The sequence below is a fragment of the Pseudomonas poae RE*1-1-14 genome, from assembly GCF_000336465.1.
Classification (GTDB): Bacteria; Pseudomonadota; Gammaproteobacteria; order Pseudomonadales; family Pseudomonadaceae; genus Aquipseudomonas; species Aquipseudomonas poae.
In genome coordinates this window covers 3,134,360-3,151,528 of the sequence record NC_020209.1, presented here as the reverse complement: position 1 = coordinate 3,151,528, position 17,169 = coordinate 3,134,360, and the positions used below count along the sequence as shown (strand labels likewise).

The window sequence follows — 17,169 nt, the reverse complement described above, 5'->3', positions numbered from 1 at the left end:
TGTAGGGGTAATATCCGAAATTGAAAGCTGATCAAGTGGACAGGAATATTTCCGCGCCTGTTCTGCACGCAAACCTGGCGTTGCAGGCGCGGTGTGGGTGGGGCCTGCATGGGGTGATGGACGGTCTTGCTGTAAGGTTCACGAGCGACAGACTGACTCAATAGCGAGGCGAGCGTGGGCAAACGGCACAAGGCAAGTATTGACGGTAATCAGTGGGCACAACGTGTGCAGGAGCGCGGCTGGTTGTGGGATGCCGCCGCTCACGGCGCGTCAGGGGATGCGGTCACCTTGATCCTGGCCCATGGCGCCGGCGCGCCGATGGACTCCGGGTTTATGAACGACATGGCTGCACGCCTTGCCGGGCATGGCGTTAACGTCGTGCGCTTTGAGTTTCCCTACATGGCCCAGCGTCGACTGGACGGCGGCAAACGCCCGCCGAACCCCGCGCCGAAACTGCTCGAGGCCTGGCGTGAGGTGTATGCCGAGGTGCGATGCCATGTCGCTGGCAAACTGGCGATTGGCGGCAAGTCCATGGGCGGGCGCATGGCCAGTTTGCTGGCCGATGAGTTGGCGGCCGACGGGCTGGTGTGTCTGGGGTATCCGTTTTACGCGGTGGGCAAACCGGAAAAACCCCGGGTCGAGCATTTGGCGGCGTTGAAGACACCTGCCTTGATCGTGCAGGGCGAGCGCGATGCGCTGGGCAATCGCACGGCAGTGGAGGGGTATGCGTTGTCGCCGGCCATCGAGGTGATGTGGCTGGTGGCGGGGGACCATGACTTGAAGCCGCTGAAGGCGTCGGGGTTCAGTCATGAGCAGCATCTGGAGGCTGCGGCGGTGAGGGTGGTTGAGTTTCTCGGAGGTTGTTAGGGCCTCATCGGGAGCAAGCCCCTCCCACCTCTACGGTGTTCACCCATAAAAACGTGTGAACACCGTAAAGGTGGGCGGGGGATTGCTCCCGATAGCGATTACCGGTTGAAACGCTCCACCAGCGAATACTGGGAATTGGCCGTATGGGTCAGCTCTTCGCTCAACTGCGCCGAGTTCATCGCCTGCTCCGAGGTCTGGTCCGCCAGTAACGCAATGGTGCTGATATTGCGGCTGATCTCCTCGGCCACCGAGCTTTGCTCTTCGGTCGCGGCGGCGATCTGGGTGGTCATGTCGGTGATGTGCGCCACCGCTTCGCTGATGCCCACCAGTGCCTGGTCCGCTTCCGTCACCCGTGTCACGCCTTCTTCGGACTGACGACGCCCGGCGTCCATGGTCTGCACGGCGGCGTTGGCGGTCTGTTGCAGCTTGGCGATCAAGGCATGGATCTGCCCGGTGGACTCGGTGGTGCGTTGCGCCAGTTGGCGTACTTCGTCCGCCACGACGGCAAACCCTCGGCCCATCTCACCGGCACGCGCCGCTTCGATGGCGGCGTTCAGTGCCAGCAGGTTGGTCTGGTCGGCAATGCCCTTGATCACGTCGACCACGCCGCCGATTTCATCGCTGTCCTTGGCCAACTGGGTCACGGTCACGCCGGTTTCGCCCACCGCCACCGACAAGCGCTGAATCGCCTCGCGGGTTTCCCCGGCGATGTCGCGACCGCGACCGGTCAGGCGATTGGCTTCCTGGGTCGCGTCCGCCGTGCGCTGCACGTGGCTGGCGACTTCCTGGGTGGTCGCCGCCATCTGGTTGACCGCCGTGGCCACCTGCTCGGTTTCCACGCGCTGACGTTCCAGGCCGCTGGAGCTGTTGTGCGCATAGGTGTTGGATTGCAGTGCCTGGGCATTCAAATGTTCGGCCGTGTCCTGCAGGCGCGTGAGGCAGGTTTTAAGACGGGCTTCCTGGCTGAGGATCGACATTTCCAGACGCGCCTGGGCGCCACGGCTGTCGGTGTACATCTGCGCGATCAACGGGTCGGAGGTGGTCTGCTCGGCCAGGCGCAGCAAGCGCTTGAGGCCGCGCTGCTGCCAGCGCAGGCCCAGCAGGCCCAACGGCACCGACAACCCTGCCGCCAGGGCAAAGCCCCAGTGGGAATTGAGCGATACACCGATCATGAAACTCAACTGGCTGACCAGGATGAACGGCAGCCAGTCCTGTAGCACTGGCAGCCATTTATCGCGCCGGGGAATCGCCGACTTGCCCTGGTTGATGCGTTGATAGAGCGCTTCGGCCCGGCGGATCTGCTCGGCGGTGGGCTTGACGCGCACCGACTCGTAGCCGATCACCTGGCTGCCATCGAAGACCGGCGTCACATAGGCGTTGACCCAATAGTGATCACCGCTCTTGCAGCGGTTCTTGACGATGCCCATCCATGGCAGGCCTTGTTTGAGCGTGGTCCACATGTGCGCGAAGACGGCCGCCGGAACGTCCGGGTGACGCACCAGGTTGTGCGGTGCGCGCATCAGTTCGTCGTGGCTGAACCCACTGATCTCGACGAAAGCGTCGTTGCAGTAGGTGATAACCCCTTTGGCATCTGTGGTGGAGATCAACCGTTGCTGGGCAGGGAAGGTACGTTCGCGCTGGGTAACGGGCTGGTTATTACGCATGGCAGTTCAATCCGTGAGGCTTTCGCGTGTTATCGGCCGTATTCGAGGTTTATTTAGATTATTTTTGCAACAATCCGCTGTGGCCGCAGCACCAGCCACAACGCCCCGCCAATCAACACGCCGCCATATACATGGGCCATCGACAACGGCTCATCCAGCAGCAGCGCGCCCCACAGCACGCCGAATGGCGGGATTAAAAAGGTTGTGGTCATCGACTTCACCGGGCCGATGGCGGTCAGCAGGCGAAAATACAGGACGTAGGCAAACGCCGTGCACACCAGCCCCAATCCCAGCAGCGACGTCCACACTTGCCAGCCGCCCCAGCTCGCCGGGGGATGGCTAATGGTGCTGTAGGCGAACAGCGGCAACAGAAACAGGGTGGCGCCGAGCATGCTTCCCAATGCGGACAGACGGCTGTCCAGCCCGCCTTGCCGGTCCAGCCAGCGCCGCGCCAGAAACCCGGCAAACCCGTAGCAGGTGGTCGCCAGCAGACACGCGAGCGCACCCGTCAGCAGTGGCAGGTCAAACGCCACCGGCCCGGCACGGGTCAGCACACCGACGCCGAACAGGCCCAGGCACACCCCGGCGAATTTCGAGCGGGTCAGGCGTTCGCTGAAAAACACACCACCGATTAACACGCCCATCAGCGGCGTGGTGGCGTTGAAGATCGCCGAGTAACCCGCCGGCAGTACCTGGGCGGCCACCGAGTACATCGTGGCGGGAATCCCGGAGTTGATCACGCCCAGCAGCAGTACGGTTTTGAATTTGCCCTGGAAATCCCAGCGCACGCGCATCAGCGTGAGCATCACCAGCAAGCCGGCGGCGGCGATCGACACACGGAAAAACGCTGTCGGCACACTGCCGATTTCCGGCGCGATGATGCGCATGAACAGAAAGCTCGCGCCCCAGATGGCAGCCAGGCCCAGCAAGTACAGGGTGTCGACAGGTCTCACGGGAAATTCCTACTTCACTAAGGCGGCGAGTGTTGCCCAGTGGGCGGCCTGACACAATCGCTTTAAACGAAGAACCGCACCACCGGCGTTTGAAGTCTTCTCATGAACCTCGTTGAGTCGCTAAGCTCAGGGCTTCCCGATGCCCGTTCGAGGTTCTCCCATGTCTGCCCTCGCCATTGCCCGCACCCTGCTTGACGGCTTCGACGATTACCGTGAGCACTTTCGTCGGATCACCGATGGCGCCCGTGAGCGTTTCGAAAAGGCCCAGTGGCAGCAGGGGCAGGCGGCGTCGGCGGCGCGGATCAACCTGTATGAAGAGAAAGTTGCCGAAGTGACGGCGCGCCTGCGGGCAAGCGTCGACAGCACCCAGTTGCTGCAGAGCAGCAACTGGCCACAAGTGAAGAGCGCCTACATCGGCCTGATCGACCTGCGCGTTGACGATGAGCTGGCCGAGACCTGGTACAACTCGATCTTCTGCGGCTTGTTCAGTCATGACCTGATCAGCGACGCCTGCATGTTCATCCACACCACGCGGCCGCCTCAGCGCCAGGCGAGGGCGGCGCAAACCCGCCTCTATACGCCGGCCGGCAACCTGTCGGACCTGCTGACGCAGGTCTTCGCCGACTTCTGCTTCAGCGAGCCCTACGCCGACCTGCCCGGCGATATGCGCCGTCTCCAGGCGCAATTGCGTGAGAGCCTGCCGGACTGGGTCTGCAAGGACCCGGACCTGAACGTCGAGCTGTTTTCATCGGTGCTTTACCGCAACAAGGGTGCGTACCTGGTGGGGCGCCTCTACACGCACGACGAACAATGGCCGCTGGTGATCCCGCTGCTGCACCGCGAAGGGCGTGGCATCCAGATCGATGCGCTGATCACTGACGAAGCGCAGGTGTCGATCATCTTCTCGTTCACCCGCTCCTACTTCATGGTCGATGTGCCGGTGCCGGCCGACTTCATCGCCTTCCTGCGGCGCATCCTGCCGGGCAAGCATATCGCCGAGCTGTACACCTCCATCGGTTTCTACAAGCATGGCAAGTCGGAGTTCTACCGCGCGCTGATCAACCATCTGGCGAGTACCGATGATCGCTTCATCATGGCCCCCGGTGTGCGTGGCATGGTGATGAGCGTGTTCACGCTGCCGGGCTTCAATACCGTGTTCAAGATCATCAAGGATCGTTTCTCGCCGTCGAAGAACGTCAACCGCGCCACGGTGATCGAGAAGTACCGCCTGGTCAAAAGCGTCGACCGCGTCGGGCGCATGGCCGACACCCAGGAGTTCGCCGATTTCCGCTTCCCGCTGAGCAAGTTCGACCCCGACTGCCTGACCGAACTACTGGAGGTGGCCGCCGGTACCGTCGTGGTGCAAGGCGACACGGTGCTGATTCGCCACTGCTGGACCGAGCGGCGCATGACCCCGCTCAACCTCTACCTGGAACGCGCCAACCCTGCCCAGGTGCGCGAAGCGCTGGACGACTACGGCCTGGCGATCAAGCAACTGGCGGCGGCGAATATCTTCCCCGGCGACATGCTGCTCAAGAATTTCGGCGTCACCCGCCACGGTCGCGTGGTGTTCTACGATTACGACGAAATCTGTTTTCTCAGCGAAGCCAACTTCCGCCACATTCCCGCGCCACGTACTCCGGAAGACGAAATGGCCTCCGAGCCCTGGTATTCCATCGGCGCGCTGGACGTGTTCCCGGAAGAATTCCCGCCGTTCCTGTTTGCCGATGCCGGCCAGCGCAAGCTGTTCGATGAGCTGCATGGCGAGTTGTACGATGCCGACTACTGGAAAGGGCTGCAGAAGGCTATTGGCGAGGGCAAGGTTATCGATGTGTTTCCCTATCGGCGCAGGGGAATTGACGCTGAATAGGGCTGTAACAGCCGAAATAGGGGATGATTGGCAATTATTTTTGTGGTCTGTGACAATGCCCGACTACTCATCACACGACAGCTCGGATGGTCGAGGTATCAATGAAAATCGAATCGATTCGGCTAAAAAATTTCAAAGTTTTCCGTGACGTACATTTAAAAGATATTCCGCCGTTCTTGATTGTTGTTGGCGCGAATGGTGCTGGCAAGACATCACTTTTTGACGTTTTTGGATTTTTACACGATTGTCTGAAGGGGAATGTCAGGCAAGCATTGGACAGTCGTGGGCGTTTTCGCGAAGTACTCAGTCGAGACAGTGACGGAGATACCATTCTGATAGAGATCCAGTATCGAATGCCTATTGCGGGTGTTAATCGTCTGGTTACTTACTCGCTTGAAATCGGCGATCGGAATAATATTCCTTACGTCAAGCGTGAGATTCTTCGTTATAAGCGTGGGCGTTATGGTAGTCCGTATCGTTTTCTTGATTTTGAAAATGGTCAGGGCTTTGCAATAACTAACGAAGAAGATTTTCAGCGCTCGGATGAAGAATTGGATCGCGAGTATCAATCGGTTGCATCAGATACTTTAGCCATCAAGGGACTGGGGCAGTTTGAGAAATTCAAAGCCGCTAATGCATTCAGGCAATTGATTGAACAGTGGCACGTTTCCGACTTTCATATTAGCTCTGCTCGTGGCAGAAAAGAACCCTCTGGGGATTCCGAACACTTATCGGAATCTGGAGACAATCTTCCGTTGGTCGCGCGATATATGTACGAGCAGCATCCAGAGCAGTTCAAGAAAATACTTGAGACGATGTCCAGGCGAGTCCCTGGCGTAAAGACAATTGAACCGCTATTGACGGCCGATGGCTACTTGACGCTAAGGTTTCAGGACGGCGCGTTCAAGACTCCATTTTTGGACCGTTATGTCTCGGACGGTACCATCAAGATGTTCGCATACATGGTGCTGCTTCATGATCCAGTGCCTCACCCGCTGTTATGTGTCGAAGAACCGGAAAATCAGCTTTATCCAACCTTGATGCAGGAGTTGGCTGAAGAGTTTCGAGGTTACGCCTTGCGCGGCGGTCAGGTTCTGGTTTCAACGCATTCTCCGGATTTTTTAAATGCGGCTGACTTGGACGAAGTATGTTGGCTCGTAAAAAAGGAGGGTGGGACACAAGTGCGCAGAGCGAAAGATGATCCTCAAATATGCGCTTATATGGCAGAGGGTGATCAGCTTGGTTATTTATGGAAGCAGGGCTTTTTCGACGGAGCAGACCCTCAATGAGAAGAGAGTTGGTTATTCTGCTGGAAGAACGCTCTGCCAAGGTTATGTTGGAAACATTTCTTCCCCGAGTGTTGGATGAAAAAATAGAATTTAGATTGATTGCCTTCGAGGGTAAACAAGACCTCGAGAAGCGCATGACCATGAGAATAAAAGGGTATGTGAATGAATACGCCCGTTTTCTTGTCATGCGAGATCAGGATAGCGATCCCAGTTGTATTAATTTAAAAGCTCGATTGATCGAGAAATGCAATGCTTCGGGCCGTGGGGACGCAAGTTTGGTGCGTGTGGCATGTCGTGAGCTTGAAACTTTTTATCTGGCCGATCTTAAAGCGGTCGAAACGGCTTTGGGTCTTAAGGGACTCAGTAATAAACAGCATGTCGCAAAATTTAGAAGTCCAGATTATTTAACGTCGCCCAGTCATGAGTTGAAGGTTTTAAGCAAGCAAACGTACGAAAAAATAGGAAGTTCTCGTGAGATAGGACGCTACCTTGATATTGATAACGCACGCTCTGATAGCTTTCGGAATCTTGTGCAAGGTATCAAACGTTTAGAGGGTGAACTTCTTGCTCTTTGAGGATCAAGACATCCCCAGTATTGTAAGTTGCATTGCCCGACCCGCCACTTTCAAATGAAGACTTTTACGTACCTGATGACTGACCAAGCGCCCGCTATCGACCAACTGCTGAAAAACCTCGACCACGCCATGCTCGCCGACCGCCACCGCTTGCGGCGCCAGTTGCTTGAGCTACGCAAGAAGCCCGATGAGGAGAAGCTGGCGCAATGGGTCACGCGGATGCAGGCGTCCTGCGCCCAGGTGACCGCGCGGCGCGCCAGTCTGCCGGTGATTCGCTACGACGACAGCCTGCCGATTGCCGCCAAGCGCGATGAAATCAAGGCCGCGCTGAACAAGCATCAAGTGCTGATCATTGCCGGCGAGACCGGTTCGGGCAAAACCACCCAGTTGCCGAAAATCTGCCTGGAAATCGGTCGCGGCCAGTACGGCCTGATCGGTCACACCCAGCCGCGCCGGATCGCCGCCCGCAGCGTGGCCAGTCGAGTCGCCGAAGAGCTTGCCACGCCATTGGGCGCGCTGGTCGGTTATCAGGTGCGCTTCGAGGACCAGAGCGATTCCAATACCCTGATCAAGCTGATGACCGACGGCATCCTGCTGGCGGAAACCCAGAACGACCGCTATCTGGAACGCTACGACACGATCATCGTCGACGAAGCCCACGAACGCAGCCTGAACATCGATTTTCTGCTCGGTTACCTGAAAACCCTGCTGCCGCGCCGTCCGGACCTGAAAGTCATCATCACCTCGGCGACCATCGACCTGGAGCGCTTTTCCAGGCATTTCGACGATGCGCCGATTGTTGAAGTTTCCGGCCGTACCTTCCCGGTGGACACTTGGTACCGGCCGCTCACCCTGGAGCAGGACGAGGAGGGCAACCGCGTCGAGGACGACCTGACCGTCGACCAGGCGATCCTCGCCGCCCTCGATGAAGTCGCTGCCTATGAGCGCAGCGAACGGCGCAGTCCCGGCGATGTGCTGGTGTTTTTGCCCGGAGAGCGCGAGATTCGCGACGCCGCCGAAATGCTGCGCAAGGCCCAGCTCAAGCACACCGAAATCCTGCCGCTGTACGCGCGCCTGTCGCCGGCCGAACAGCAGCGTATTTTCCAGTCCCATCCGGGGCGGCGCGTGGTGCTGGCGACCAACGTCGCGGAAACCTCGCTGACCGTGCCGGGCATTCGCTACGTGATCGACAGCGGCACCGCGCGCATCAGCCGCTACAGCTACCGCGCCAAGGTGCAGCGCCTGCCGATCGAGGCGATTTCCCAGGCCAGCGCCAATCAGCGTAAAGGCCGTTGCGGCCGGGTCGAGCCGGGTATCTGCATTCGCTTGTACAGCGAAGAGGACTTTATCGGCCGCCCGGAATTTACCGACCCGGAGATTCTGCGCACCAACCTTGCCGCCGTGATCCTGCAGATGCTGCACCTGCGCCTGGGCGAGATCACCGATTTCCCGTTTATCGAGCCGCCGGACGGCAAGGCCATCAGCGACGGTTTCAACCTGCTGCAAGAGCTGTCGGCGGTGGACCGCAACAGCCAGCTCACGCCGCTGGGCCGCCAGCTGGCGCGTCTGCCGGTGGACCCGCGCATGGGCCGCATGCTGCTGGAAGCGGCCAAGCTCGGCAGCTTGCAGGAAGTGCTGATCGTGGCCAGCGCCATGTCGATCCAGGACCCGCGCGAGCGCCCGCCGGAGCGCCAGCAGGCCGCCGACCAGGCCCACGCCCAGTGGAAAGACCCGGACTCTGACTTCGCCGGGCTGGTCAATCTGTGGCGCGGCTTTGAAGAGCAGCGCCAGGCGCTGACTGCCAGCCCGTTGCGCAACTGGTGCCGCAAGCACTTCCTCAACTACCTGCGCCTGCGCGAATGGCGCGATTCCCATCGCCAGTTGAGCCTGATCTGCCGCGACCTGCAATTGACCCTCAACAAAGAGCCTGCCGACTACCCGAAACTGCACAAGGCGGTGCTGGTGGGCCTGCTCAGCCAGATCGGACAGAAGACCGAAGACGGCGATTACCTCGGTGCGCGCCAGCGGCGCTTCTGGATTCATCCGTCATCGGGCATCGGCAAAAAACGCCCGCAATGGTTGATGACCGCCGAGCTGGTGGAGACCACCAAGCTGTATGCGCGCATGGTGGCCAAGATCGACGCCGATTGGATCGAGCCGCTGGCCGGGCACCTGATCAAGAAAAACCACTTCGAGCCGCACTGGGAGAAGAAGCGCGGCCAGGTGGTGGCGTTTGAGCAGATCACCCTGTTCGGGCTGATCGTGGTCGGGCGCCGGCCGGTGCATTACGGGCCGATTGACCCGGTGGTGTCGCGCGAGCTGTTTATCCGCGAAGGTTTGGTGCGCGGCGAGATTCAGTCCCGCGCCAAGTGCCTCACGGCCAACCAGCAACTGCTCGAGCAACTCGACGAACTGGAAGCCAAGGCGCGCCGGCGTGACATTCTGGCCGATGAAGAAACCCTGTACGCGTTCTACGATGCGCGGCTGCCGGCGGAGATCCATCAGACCGCCACCTTCGACAGCTGGTACAAAATCAACAGCCAGAAAGACCCGCAATTGCTGATCATGCGCGAAGAGGACGTGCTGGCCCGCGAGGCCAGTGAAGTCACCGCTGCGCATTACCCGGACACCCTGCACCTGGGCGACCTGGCCCTGGCGTTGAGTTATCACTTCGAACCCAACCACCCACGCGACGGCGTGACCCTGCGCGTGCCGGCGCCGCTGTTGCCGGCCTTGCCGCCGGAGCGCCTGGAGTGGCTGGTGCCGGGGGTGATCGAGGCCAAGTGCATTGCCCTGGTGCGCAACCTGCCCAAGGCGCTGCGCAAGAACTTTGTGCCGGTGCCGGATTTCGTCAAGGCCGCGTTGCAACGCATCGAATTCGGCCAGGGCTCGCTGCCCCAGGCGCTGGGACGCGAACTGCTGCGCATGACCGGTGCGCGGGTCAGCGATGAAGCCTGGGCCGAGGCGGCGCAGCAGGTGGACAGCCACCTGAGGATGAACCTGGAAGTGGTCGACGGCCAGGGCAAGTTCCTCGGCGAAGGCCGCGACCTGGCCGAGCTGACCGCGCGTTTCGCCGAAGCCAGCCAGGCCGCATTGGCCGTGCCGCAAACCGCAAAAAGTCAGGAGCCGGTGCAGGCCAAGGCCTTTGCGGCGGTGGCCGAGAAGACCCAGCAGCAGATCGCCGGCCTGTCGATGACGGTATATCCGGCGCTGGTGGAGGAAAACGGCACGGTCAAGGAGGGGCGTTTCTCGACGGCCGCCGAAGCCGAGTTCCAGCATCGCCGCGCGTTGCAGCGTCTGTTGCTGCAACAACTGGCCGAACCGGCGAAGTTCCTGCGCGGCAAGCTGCCCGGCCTGACCGAGCTTGGCCTGATGTATCGCGACCTGGGGCGCATCGATGCGCTGGTGGAAGACATTCTGCTGGCCAGCCTCGACAGCTGCGTGCTCGAAGGCCAAGCCAGCCTGCCGCGCGACGGTGCCGGGCTGGCAGCCTTGGCCGAGCGCACGCGTGGCGGTTGGACCGAACACGCCGAACGCCTGGCGCGCCTGACCCTGGAGGTGCTCAAGCTCTGGCATGGTCTGCAGAAGCGCTTCAAAGGCAAGATCGACCTGACCCAGGCCGTGGCGCTGAACGATATCAAGCAGCAGTTGAGCCACCTGGTCTACCCAGGGTTCGTGCGGGAAACCCCGGCGCAATGGCTCAAGGAACTGCCGCGCTACCTCAAGGCCATCGAGCAACGCCTGGAGAAACTGCCGGGCCAGGTACAAAAGGATCGGGTGTGGAGCACCGAGCTGGGAGGTGTCTGGACCCAGTATGAGAATCGTCTGAAAAAGCACGCCCAGGAAGGCAAGCGCGACCCGCAGCTGGCACTCTACCGCTGGTGGCTGGAGGAGTACCGGGTGTCGTTGTTTGCCCAGCAGTTGGGGACCAAAGTACCGATCTCCGACAAGCGCCTGAGCAAGCAGTGGAGCCAGGTAGAGCCCTGATCCGCCGAGTGCACATGACCCTCCGTGGCGAGCGGGCTTGCCCTGATGCCGTTCAGTTAAGCGCAGATTCCCTGTGGCGAGCGGGCTTGTCCTGCGTTGGGCTGCGCAGCAGCCCCCAAACCAGGCGCTGAGCCGTATCTGGTACACCGCGTGTTGCTGGATTGGGGGTGTTTCGCACCCCAACGCGGGGCAAGCCCGCTCGCCACAACAAGCCAGCTCCCTCAACAAGCCCGCTCGCCAGTTTGTTGCGCGACAGCGCCAAGGCGGAGCTTCCCGCATTTAAAACGGCGCTTGTCTGAGATGTGGCGCCAAATTCCCGGGTTTGTGGCAAACTTCGCGCCCATAAATACCGGGATCGTCGCAAGGGCTGCGACGCGATGGAATAAAGCGATGCCAGTTTGATGCCACTGGATGGAATCAAACGACTTACCGTTTGGTACTAAGGTACCAATACCTTCTGCCTGACCTATCCAGAGGAACGACCGTGCATAACGTCGTCATCAGCGGCACTGGCCTGTATACCCCGGCCAACAGCATCTCCAATGAAGAGCTGGTGCAGTCTTTCAATGCTTACGTGCATCAGTTCAACACCGACAACGCCGCCGCCATCGAGCGCGGTGACGTGCAGGCCCTGACCGAGTCCAGCGCGGCCTTTATCGAGAAGGCGTCGGGTATCAAGAGTCGCTTCGTGATGGACAAGGATGGCATCCTTGACCCGCAACGCATGGCCCCGCGGCTGCCCGAGCGCAGCAATGACGAGTGGTCGGTGCTCTGCCAGATGGCCGTTGCCGCCGCCGAACAGGCTCTGCAGCGTGCCGGCAAGACCGCCGCCGATATCGACGGCGTGATCGTCGCCTGCTCCAACCTGCAACGCGCCTACCCGGCCATTGCCATTGAAGTGCAGGAAGCCCTGGGCATCGAAGGCTTCGGCTTTGACATGAACGTGGCATGTTCCTCGGCCACCTTCGGCATCCAGAACGCCGCCAACAGCATCCGGCTGGGCCAGGCTCGGGCGATCCTGATGGTCAACCCGGAAGTCTGCACCGGTCACTTGAATTTCCGCGACCGCGACAGCCACTTCATCTTCGGCGACGCGGCCACCGCCGTGCTGCTCGAGCGCGCCGACCTTGCGACCTCCGAGCATCAGTTCGAGGTAGTCAGCACCAAGCTGCTGACCACGTTCTCCAACACCATCCGCAACAACTTCGGCTTCCTCAACCGCGCCGCCGAGGAGGGCATCGGCGCGCCGGACAAGCTGTTCGTACAGGAAGGCCGCAAAGTGTTCCGCGATGTGTGCCCGATGGTGGCCGAACTGATCGGCGTGCACCTGGAAGAAAACCAGTTGAACGTGAGTGACGTGAAACGCTTCTGGCTGCACCAGGCCAACCTGAGCATGAACCATCTGATCGTGAAGAAACTGCTTGGCCGCGAAGCCACGGTAGAAGAAGCGCCGGTGATTCTCGATACCTATGCCAACACCAGTTCCGCAGGGTCGGTGATTGCGTTTCACAAAAATCAGGACGACCTGGCCAAAGGCTCTGTTGCCGTGCTCAGCTCCTTCGGTGCCGGCTATTCGATCGGCAGCGTGATCCTGCGCAAGCGCTGATGCGTCAGCCTGCCGCGTGATTGGCGCGATTTATCGGAAATGTCGAGGTCTTCAATGGCTGCAGCGGACGATGCGGATCTGCTTGAACGCCTGCTCAAGGGAGAGCAGCAGGCCTATAAGGAATTGGTCACCGCCTACCAGAGCGCCATGCGCGCCGTGGCGTATGCCATCGTTGGTCAGCGCCACGCCGATGAGGTGGTGCAGGACGCCTGGCTGTCGGTGGTGCGCAATCTCGGCAAGTTCGAAGGCCGGTCCAGCCTCAAGACGTGGCTGTTGACCATCACGGCCAACGCCGCCAAGGGCCGCTACAAGCAGAACCGTCGCGAAGTGCTGCTCGACGATTTGCCTTCGCCCCATGGCACGATTGGCGCAGAGCGTTTTTCCCCCGACGATGGTCATTGGGCCGTCGCCCCGTATGCCTGGCATCAGGACACCCCGGAAGCCTTGTTGAGCGAAGATGAATTGCGCAATTGCCTGGAGCATACGTTACTGAGTTTGTCGGACTTGCAGAGCAGCGTGCTGGTGCTGCGCGAACGCCAGGGCCTGGAGCTGGAAGACATCTGTAATCTTCTGACACTTTCGCTCTCGAATGTCCGTGTGCTGCTGCACCGAGCGCGGCTGAAGGTCTTCGCCGCGGTGGAGCACTTTGAGGAAACGGGAGAATGTTGACCTGTAAAGAACAAGTGGCGCGTTCCAGCGACTACCTCGATGGGCAACTGACCTTTCGCGAGCGTCTGCTGGTACGTCATCACTTGATGTTCTGCCCGAACTGCCGCCGCTTTATCCGTCAGATGCGCCTGGTGCAGGCGACACTGAGGAAGATGCCGCAGGCACCGGTGCCAGAGGTGGATGCCCTGGCCGAACGGCTGGCTGCCGAGCGGCGCAAGGGCGGGTAGCGGGGTTATCAGAACTTGGCTTCAGCATCCAGCTGCAGGGTGTTGGTGTTGGCATCACGCTGCGTACGGCTGGCGAAGTCGGCCTTGGTCAGGAAGTAGGTGGCACCGAGGGCGAAGTTCTTGTCGATGTCGTAGCTGACCTTCATCTTGTGACCGCGCGAGCCGGTGGTGCCATTGGCGAAGTCCGAATCGGTAAAGGCGCCGACCACCGCGTTACGTTGAACATCGCGATAGTTGTAGTCCAGGTTGAAACCGAACACTTTGGTCTTGGCCCCCACCAGCCACGCCGTGTCCTGATCGGTCACGGCATCGTTGTTTTTCACGTACTGACCGTAGAACGCCAGGGGCACGGCCAGGCCGCCGATGTCCGCCTGGGCGAAGCCTTCGTACAGGCGGAATTCGTTGTCGGCCGAGTTACCGTTGACCGCCAGCGCGCAAGGCGTGGTGGTGGTCGTGCAGCGGCTGTCGCGGTCATTCTGGTAGGCGTAGACGCTGCCGCCCAGGGTCATTTTCAGGTTGTCGGTGATCGAGAAACGCGTACCCAACTGGCCGGACGTCAGGCGCAGGTCGTGGCGAAACTGCACGCCGTCGCCGTCAACGTTGTCCTTGAGGTTGTAGTTGCCCAGGCTGCCGAACAGTTCGGCGTTGCTGCCCAATGGGTATTTATAGGTGACTGCCAGGCCTTCGGGGTTGATGTCGCTGTCCCAGATCACGTCGCCCATGCTTACCCAAGGTTGCAGCATCTTGCCGCCGATCACGTGCAGGTTCTTGATCTGGTCCGGGTGGTAGTCGATATAACCGAGGTCCAGCCAGATCGATTTCTTGTTGAAGTAACCGTCCTGGTCCTGGTTGGTGGAGCGCGCATCGTCGCCACCGCCGGTGGCAATGCGGATGCCGGTGTCCACTTGCGGGTTGATCTCGGTGTAGGCGCCCAGGCGCGCACGGATACGTTGACGGTCCTTGTCACGCCCGCCGTTGTTGGGTTCGCCGTCGATCTTGATGGTTTCCTGACGGAACCGCACATCTCCCTTGAACTGGGTCTTGGCGGCCCAGGCCAGCTTCTGGTCGAACGTGCTCAGGTCGTTGGTCTTTTTCGCGGTGGCGGCGATCTGCTCATTGCTCTCTTGCTGAGCCTGCCGGGCGATCTGCTGTTCTTTCTGGTCTTTGGCGAGTTCGGTTTGCAGTTCGGTGTACTGCGCCGCAGTGATCTGGCCGTTGGCCTTGAGCATATCGAGCAACTTAGCGTCGACTGCAGCGCTGGCCGGCACGCTGAGGGCCAGTAACAGGCCGCCGCACAGGACCGCCGCAGTTTTGGTGGAAGCAAGACGCATATCAATCTCCGAAAGTGAGGAGGAGGGAACAGACCCTCCAGGACACGAACGCCCGATGACGGACGGGTAAAACGGCTATTTGGTTAGAATCAGATGCTCTAAAAAACTCGGCCAGTATCACTTCCGTTTATGACGGAGTGGTGGCTAGGTGATTTCATCTTGATGACAAATGCTGGGCGCGCGGAACTATTGGTCTAGAGCCCTGTCCGCGTGTTTTCGAGGTGTGAACGGTTGCCGTGATGAGCGATACTCGCCAGGCTTCTACGCCAACAGCCAGTGAGGATACCGATGCCGTTGCAACGTCTGGACAACCTGTCCGAAATCGCCCCGTCGGTGTGGGATGCCCTGGTGCCCGAGGGCCAGCCGTTCGTTCGGCATGCTTTTTTAAGCGCGCTGGAAGACAGCGCCAGCCTGGGCCCGCAATCGGGCTGGCAGCCTGAACACCTGCTGCACTGGGAGGGCGATCGGTTGGTGGCGGCCTTGCCCGGTTATCGCAAGTGGCATTCCTATGGCGAGTATGTGTTCGACCATGGCTGGGCCGATGCCTGCGCGCGTGCCGGCATCGACTACTACCCCAAGCTGCTCATGGCGGTGCCATTCAGCCCGGTCAGCGGGCCGCGCCTGTTGGCGGCAAGCGCCGAGGACGGTTTCGAGCTGCTCAACAGCCTGCCGGGCTACCTGGAAATCGAAGGGCTCTCCAGTGCGCATATCAACTTCACCGACGGGTTGGCCGATGACGCCTTGGCCCGGCAGCCGGGCTGGTTGCAGCGCCTGGGTTGCCAATTTCACTGGCAGAACCGTGGCTACCGCGACTTCCAGGACTTCCTCGACGCCTTGAGTTCACGCAAGCGCAAACAGATGCGCAAGGAACGCGAACAGGTGGCAGGGCAGGGCATCGAGTTCGAGTGGTTGCACGGTCATCAACTGAGCGAAGCGCAATGGGATTTCGTCTACGCCTGCTACGCCAACACCTACGCGGTACGCCGCCAGGCACCTTACCTGACGCGCGCGTTTTTTAGCCTGCTGGCCGAGCGCATGCCTCAGATGATCCGCGTGGTGCTGGCCAAGCAGGGTTCACGTCCGGTGGCAATGGCGTTCAGCCTGATTGGTGGGGACAGTTTCTACGGGCGTTACTGGGGCTGTCTGGCCGAATTCGACCGTTTGCATTTCGAGACCTGTTTCTACCAGGGCATGGACTACGCCATCGCCGAAGGCCTGCAACGCTTCGATGCTGGCGCCCAGGGCGAGCACAAACTGATTCGCGGGTTCGAGCCGGTGATCACCCGCTCGTGGCATTACCTGCGCCATCCGGGGTTGAAGAATGCGGTGGAGGATTTCCTGGAGCGGGAGCGTGCGGGGATTCTGGCGTATGCCGAAGAGGCCCGGACAGCCCTGCCGTATCGGCAGGGCTGAAACCACACGCTTGCTCAGCCTGGCTTCCCCTTGCCAAGCCATCGATACACCACGCCACCGATCACCGCGCCCAGGATTGGCGCGAGCCAGAACAACCACAACTGCTGGATCGCCCAGCCGCCCACCAGCAGGGCTGGCCCGGTACTGCGCGCCGGGTTGACCGAAGTGTTGGTGACGGGGATGGAGATCAGGTGGATCAGCGTCAGGGCCAGACCGATGGCAATCGGCGCCAGGCCCTTGGGTGCGCGGCTGTCGGTGGCGCCGAGGATGATCACAACGAACATCGTGGTCATCACCAGCTCACAGACAAACCCCGCCACCAGTGAATAACCACCCGGTGAATGCTCGCCATAGCCATTGGAAGCCAGACCACCGGCCAGTTCAAATCCTGGCTTGCCGCTGGCAATGAAGTACAACAATGCGGCGGCGACTGCTGCGCCGATGACCTGGGCGACAACATAGGCTGGCAACTCCCGCGCCGGAAACCTTCCGCCCACCACCAGCCCCACCGATACCGCCGGGTTGAGGTGACAGCCACTGATAGGGCCGATCGCAACCGCCATGGTCAGTACCGTCAGCCCGAACGCCAGGGCAACGCCCAACAGGCCAATCCCGACTGCAGGAAACGCTGCGGCCAACACCGCACTCCCGCAACCGCCCAACACCAGCCAAAACGTACCCAACCCCTCTGTGACTGAACGTTTGAACAAAGACATGC

Annotated in this window: 13 protein-coding genes; 9 read left to right on the top strand and 4 right to left on the bottom strand. The window is 60.5% G+C overall.

The window, feature by feature from the left end; all coding sequences use genetic code 11:
• The first annotated feature begins 174 nt into the window (after window positions 1-174).
• Entirely contained in the window at window positions 175-867 is a 693-nt protein-coding gene (locus H045_RS13555) for an alpha/beta family hydrolase (RefSeq protein ID WP_003230454.1), read from the top strand.
• Window positions 868-965: 98 nt separating this feature from the next.
• Here the strand turns inward: H045_RS13555 and H045_RS13550 are convergent, their stop codons facing one another.
• Window positions 966-2,531, bottom strand: a complete 1,566-nt coding sequence (locus H045_RS13550; protein WP_015372638.1) for a methyl-accepting chemotaxis protein — start codon at window positions 2,529-2,531, stop codon at window positions 966-968.
• 53 nt (window positions 2,532-2,584) lie between these two features.
• Entirely contained in the window at window positions 2,585-3,484 is a 900-nt protein-coding gene (locus tag H045_RS13545) for a DMT family transporter (RefSeq protein ID WP_003230456.1), read from the bottom strand.
• Between the two features lie 160 nt (window positions 3,485-3,644).
• Here H045_RS13545 and aceK point away from each other — a divergent pair, with 160 nt between their 5' ends.
• The 7 genes from aceK to H045_RS13510 all read left to right on the top strand — a co-directional run bounded on the left by aceK (window position 3,645) and on the right by H045_RS13510 (window position 13,707).
• Window positions 3,645-5,354 (top strand): bifunctional isocitrate dehydrogenase kinase/phosphatase, encoded by a 1,710-nt coding sequence (gene aceK, locus H045_RS13540; protein WP_015372637.1) that lies wholly within the window; start codon window positions 3,645-3,647, stop codon window positions 5,352-5,354.
• Window positions 5,355-5,455: 101 nt separating this feature from the next.
• Complete coding sequence (locus tag H045_RS13535; RefSeq protein ID WP_041931630.1) at window positions 5,456-6,643, top strand: AAA family ATPase; 1,188 nt, start codon at window positions 5,456-5,458, stop codon at window positions 6,641-6,643.
• An 8-nt stretch (window positions 6,644-6,651) separates the two neighbouring features.
• Window positions 6,652-7,218, top strand: coding sequence for a DUF4276 family protein (locus tag H045_RS13530; RefSeq protein WP_236277546.1), 567 nt, complete (start codon window positions 6,652-6,654; stop codon window positions 7,216-7,218).
• A gap of 75 nt (window positions 7,219-7,293) precedes the next feature.
• Window positions 7,294-11,205, top strand: a complete 3,912-nt coding sequence (gene hrpA / locus H045_RS13525; RefSeq protein WP_003230459.1) for an ATP-dependent RNA helicase HrpA — start codon at window positions 7,294-7,296, stop codon at window positions 11,203-11,205.
• A 484-nt stretch (window positions 11,206-11,689) separates the two neighbouring features.
• Window positions 11,690-12,811 (top strand): beta-ketoacyl-ACP synthase III, encoded by a 1,122-nt coding sequence (locus tag H045_RS13520; RefSeq protein ID WP_015372633.1) that lies wholly within the window; start codon window positions 11,690-11,692, stop codon window positions 12,809-12,811.
• 54 nt (window positions 12,812-12,865) lie between these two features.
• Entirely contained in the window at window positions 12,866-13,480 is a 615-nt protein-coding gene (locus H045_RS13515) for an RNA polymerase sigma factor (protein WP_003230462.1), read from the top strand.
• The gene (locus H045_RS13510; RefSeq protein WP_015372632.1) at window positions 13,474-13,707 is read left to right on the top strand and encodes an anti-sigma factor family protein; all 234 of its coding nucleotides are present in this window, start codon (window positions 13,474-13,476) and stop codon (window positions 13,705-13,707) included. Before H045_RS13515 ends, H045_RS13510 begins: the two co-directional genes overlap by 7 nt.
• Window positions 13,708-13,715: 8 nt before the next feature.
• Here H045_RS13510 and H045_RS13505 read toward each other — a convergent pair whose 3' ends face one another.
• Entirely contained in the window at window positions 13,716-15,038 is a 1,323-nt protein-coding gene (locus tag H045_RS13505) for a putative porin (RefSeq protein WP_015372631.1), read from the bottom strand.
• Between the two features lie 288 nt (window positions 15,039-15,326).
• Here H045_RS13505 and H045_RS13500 point away from each other — a divergent pair, with 288 nt between their 5' ends.
• Window positions 15,327-16,451: a GNAT family N-acetyltransferase gene (locus tag H045_RS13500; RefSeq protein WP_015372630.1), complete on the top strand. Its 1,125-nt coding sequence runs from the start codon at window positions 15,327-15,329 to the stop codon at window positions 16,449-16,451.
• 14 nt (window positions 16,452-16,465) lie between these two features.
• Here H045_RS13500 and aqpZ read toward each other — a convergent pair whose 3' ends face one another.
• Window positions 16,466-17,167: an aquaporin Z gene (gene aqpZ / locus H045_RS13495; RefSeq protein WP_032869702.1), complete on the bottom strand. Its 702-nt coding sequence runs from the start codon at window positions 17,165-17,167 to the stop codon at window positions 16,466-16,468.
• Window positions 17,168-17,169: the final 2 nt, after the last annotated feature.

Bases quoted from the DNA above. Each gene is read 5' to 3' on its own strand.
- aqpZ (WP_032869702.1), bottom strand. From the start codon at position 17,167: ATGTCTTTGTTCAAACGTTCAGTCACAGAGGGGTTGGGTACGTTTTGG.
- H045_RS13505 (WP_015372631.1), bottom strand. From the start codon at position 15,038: ATGCGTCTTGCTTCCACCAAAACTGCGGCGGTCCTGTGCGGCGGCCTG.
- H045_RS13510 (WP_015372632.1), top strand. From the start codon at position 13,474: ATGTTGACCTGTAAAGAACAAGTGGCGCGTTCCAGCGACTACCTCGAT.
- H045_RS13535 (WP_041931630.1), top strand. From the start codon at position 5,456: ATGAAAATCGAATCGATTCGGCTAAAAAATTTCAAAGTTTTCCGTGAC.
- aceK (WP_015372637.1), top strand. From the start codon at position 3,645: ATGTCTGCCCTCGCCATTGCCCGCACCCTGCTTGACGGCTTCGACGAT.
- H045_RS13550 (WP_015372638.1), bottom strand. From the start codon at position 2,531: ATGCGTAATAACCAGCCCGTTACCCAGCGCGAACGTACCTTCCCTGCC.
- H045_RS13515 (WP_003230462.1), top strand. From the start codon at position 12,866: ATGGCTGCAGCGGACGATGCGGATCTGCTTGAACGCCTGCTCAAGGGA.
- H045_RS13500 (WP_015372630.1), top strand. From the start codon at position 15,327: ATGCCGTTGCAACGTCTGGACAACCTGTCCGAAATCGCCCCGTCGGTG.
- hrpA (WP_003230459.1), top strand. From the start codon at position 7,294: ATGACTGACCAAGCGCCCGCTATCGACCAACTGCTGAAAAACCTCGAC.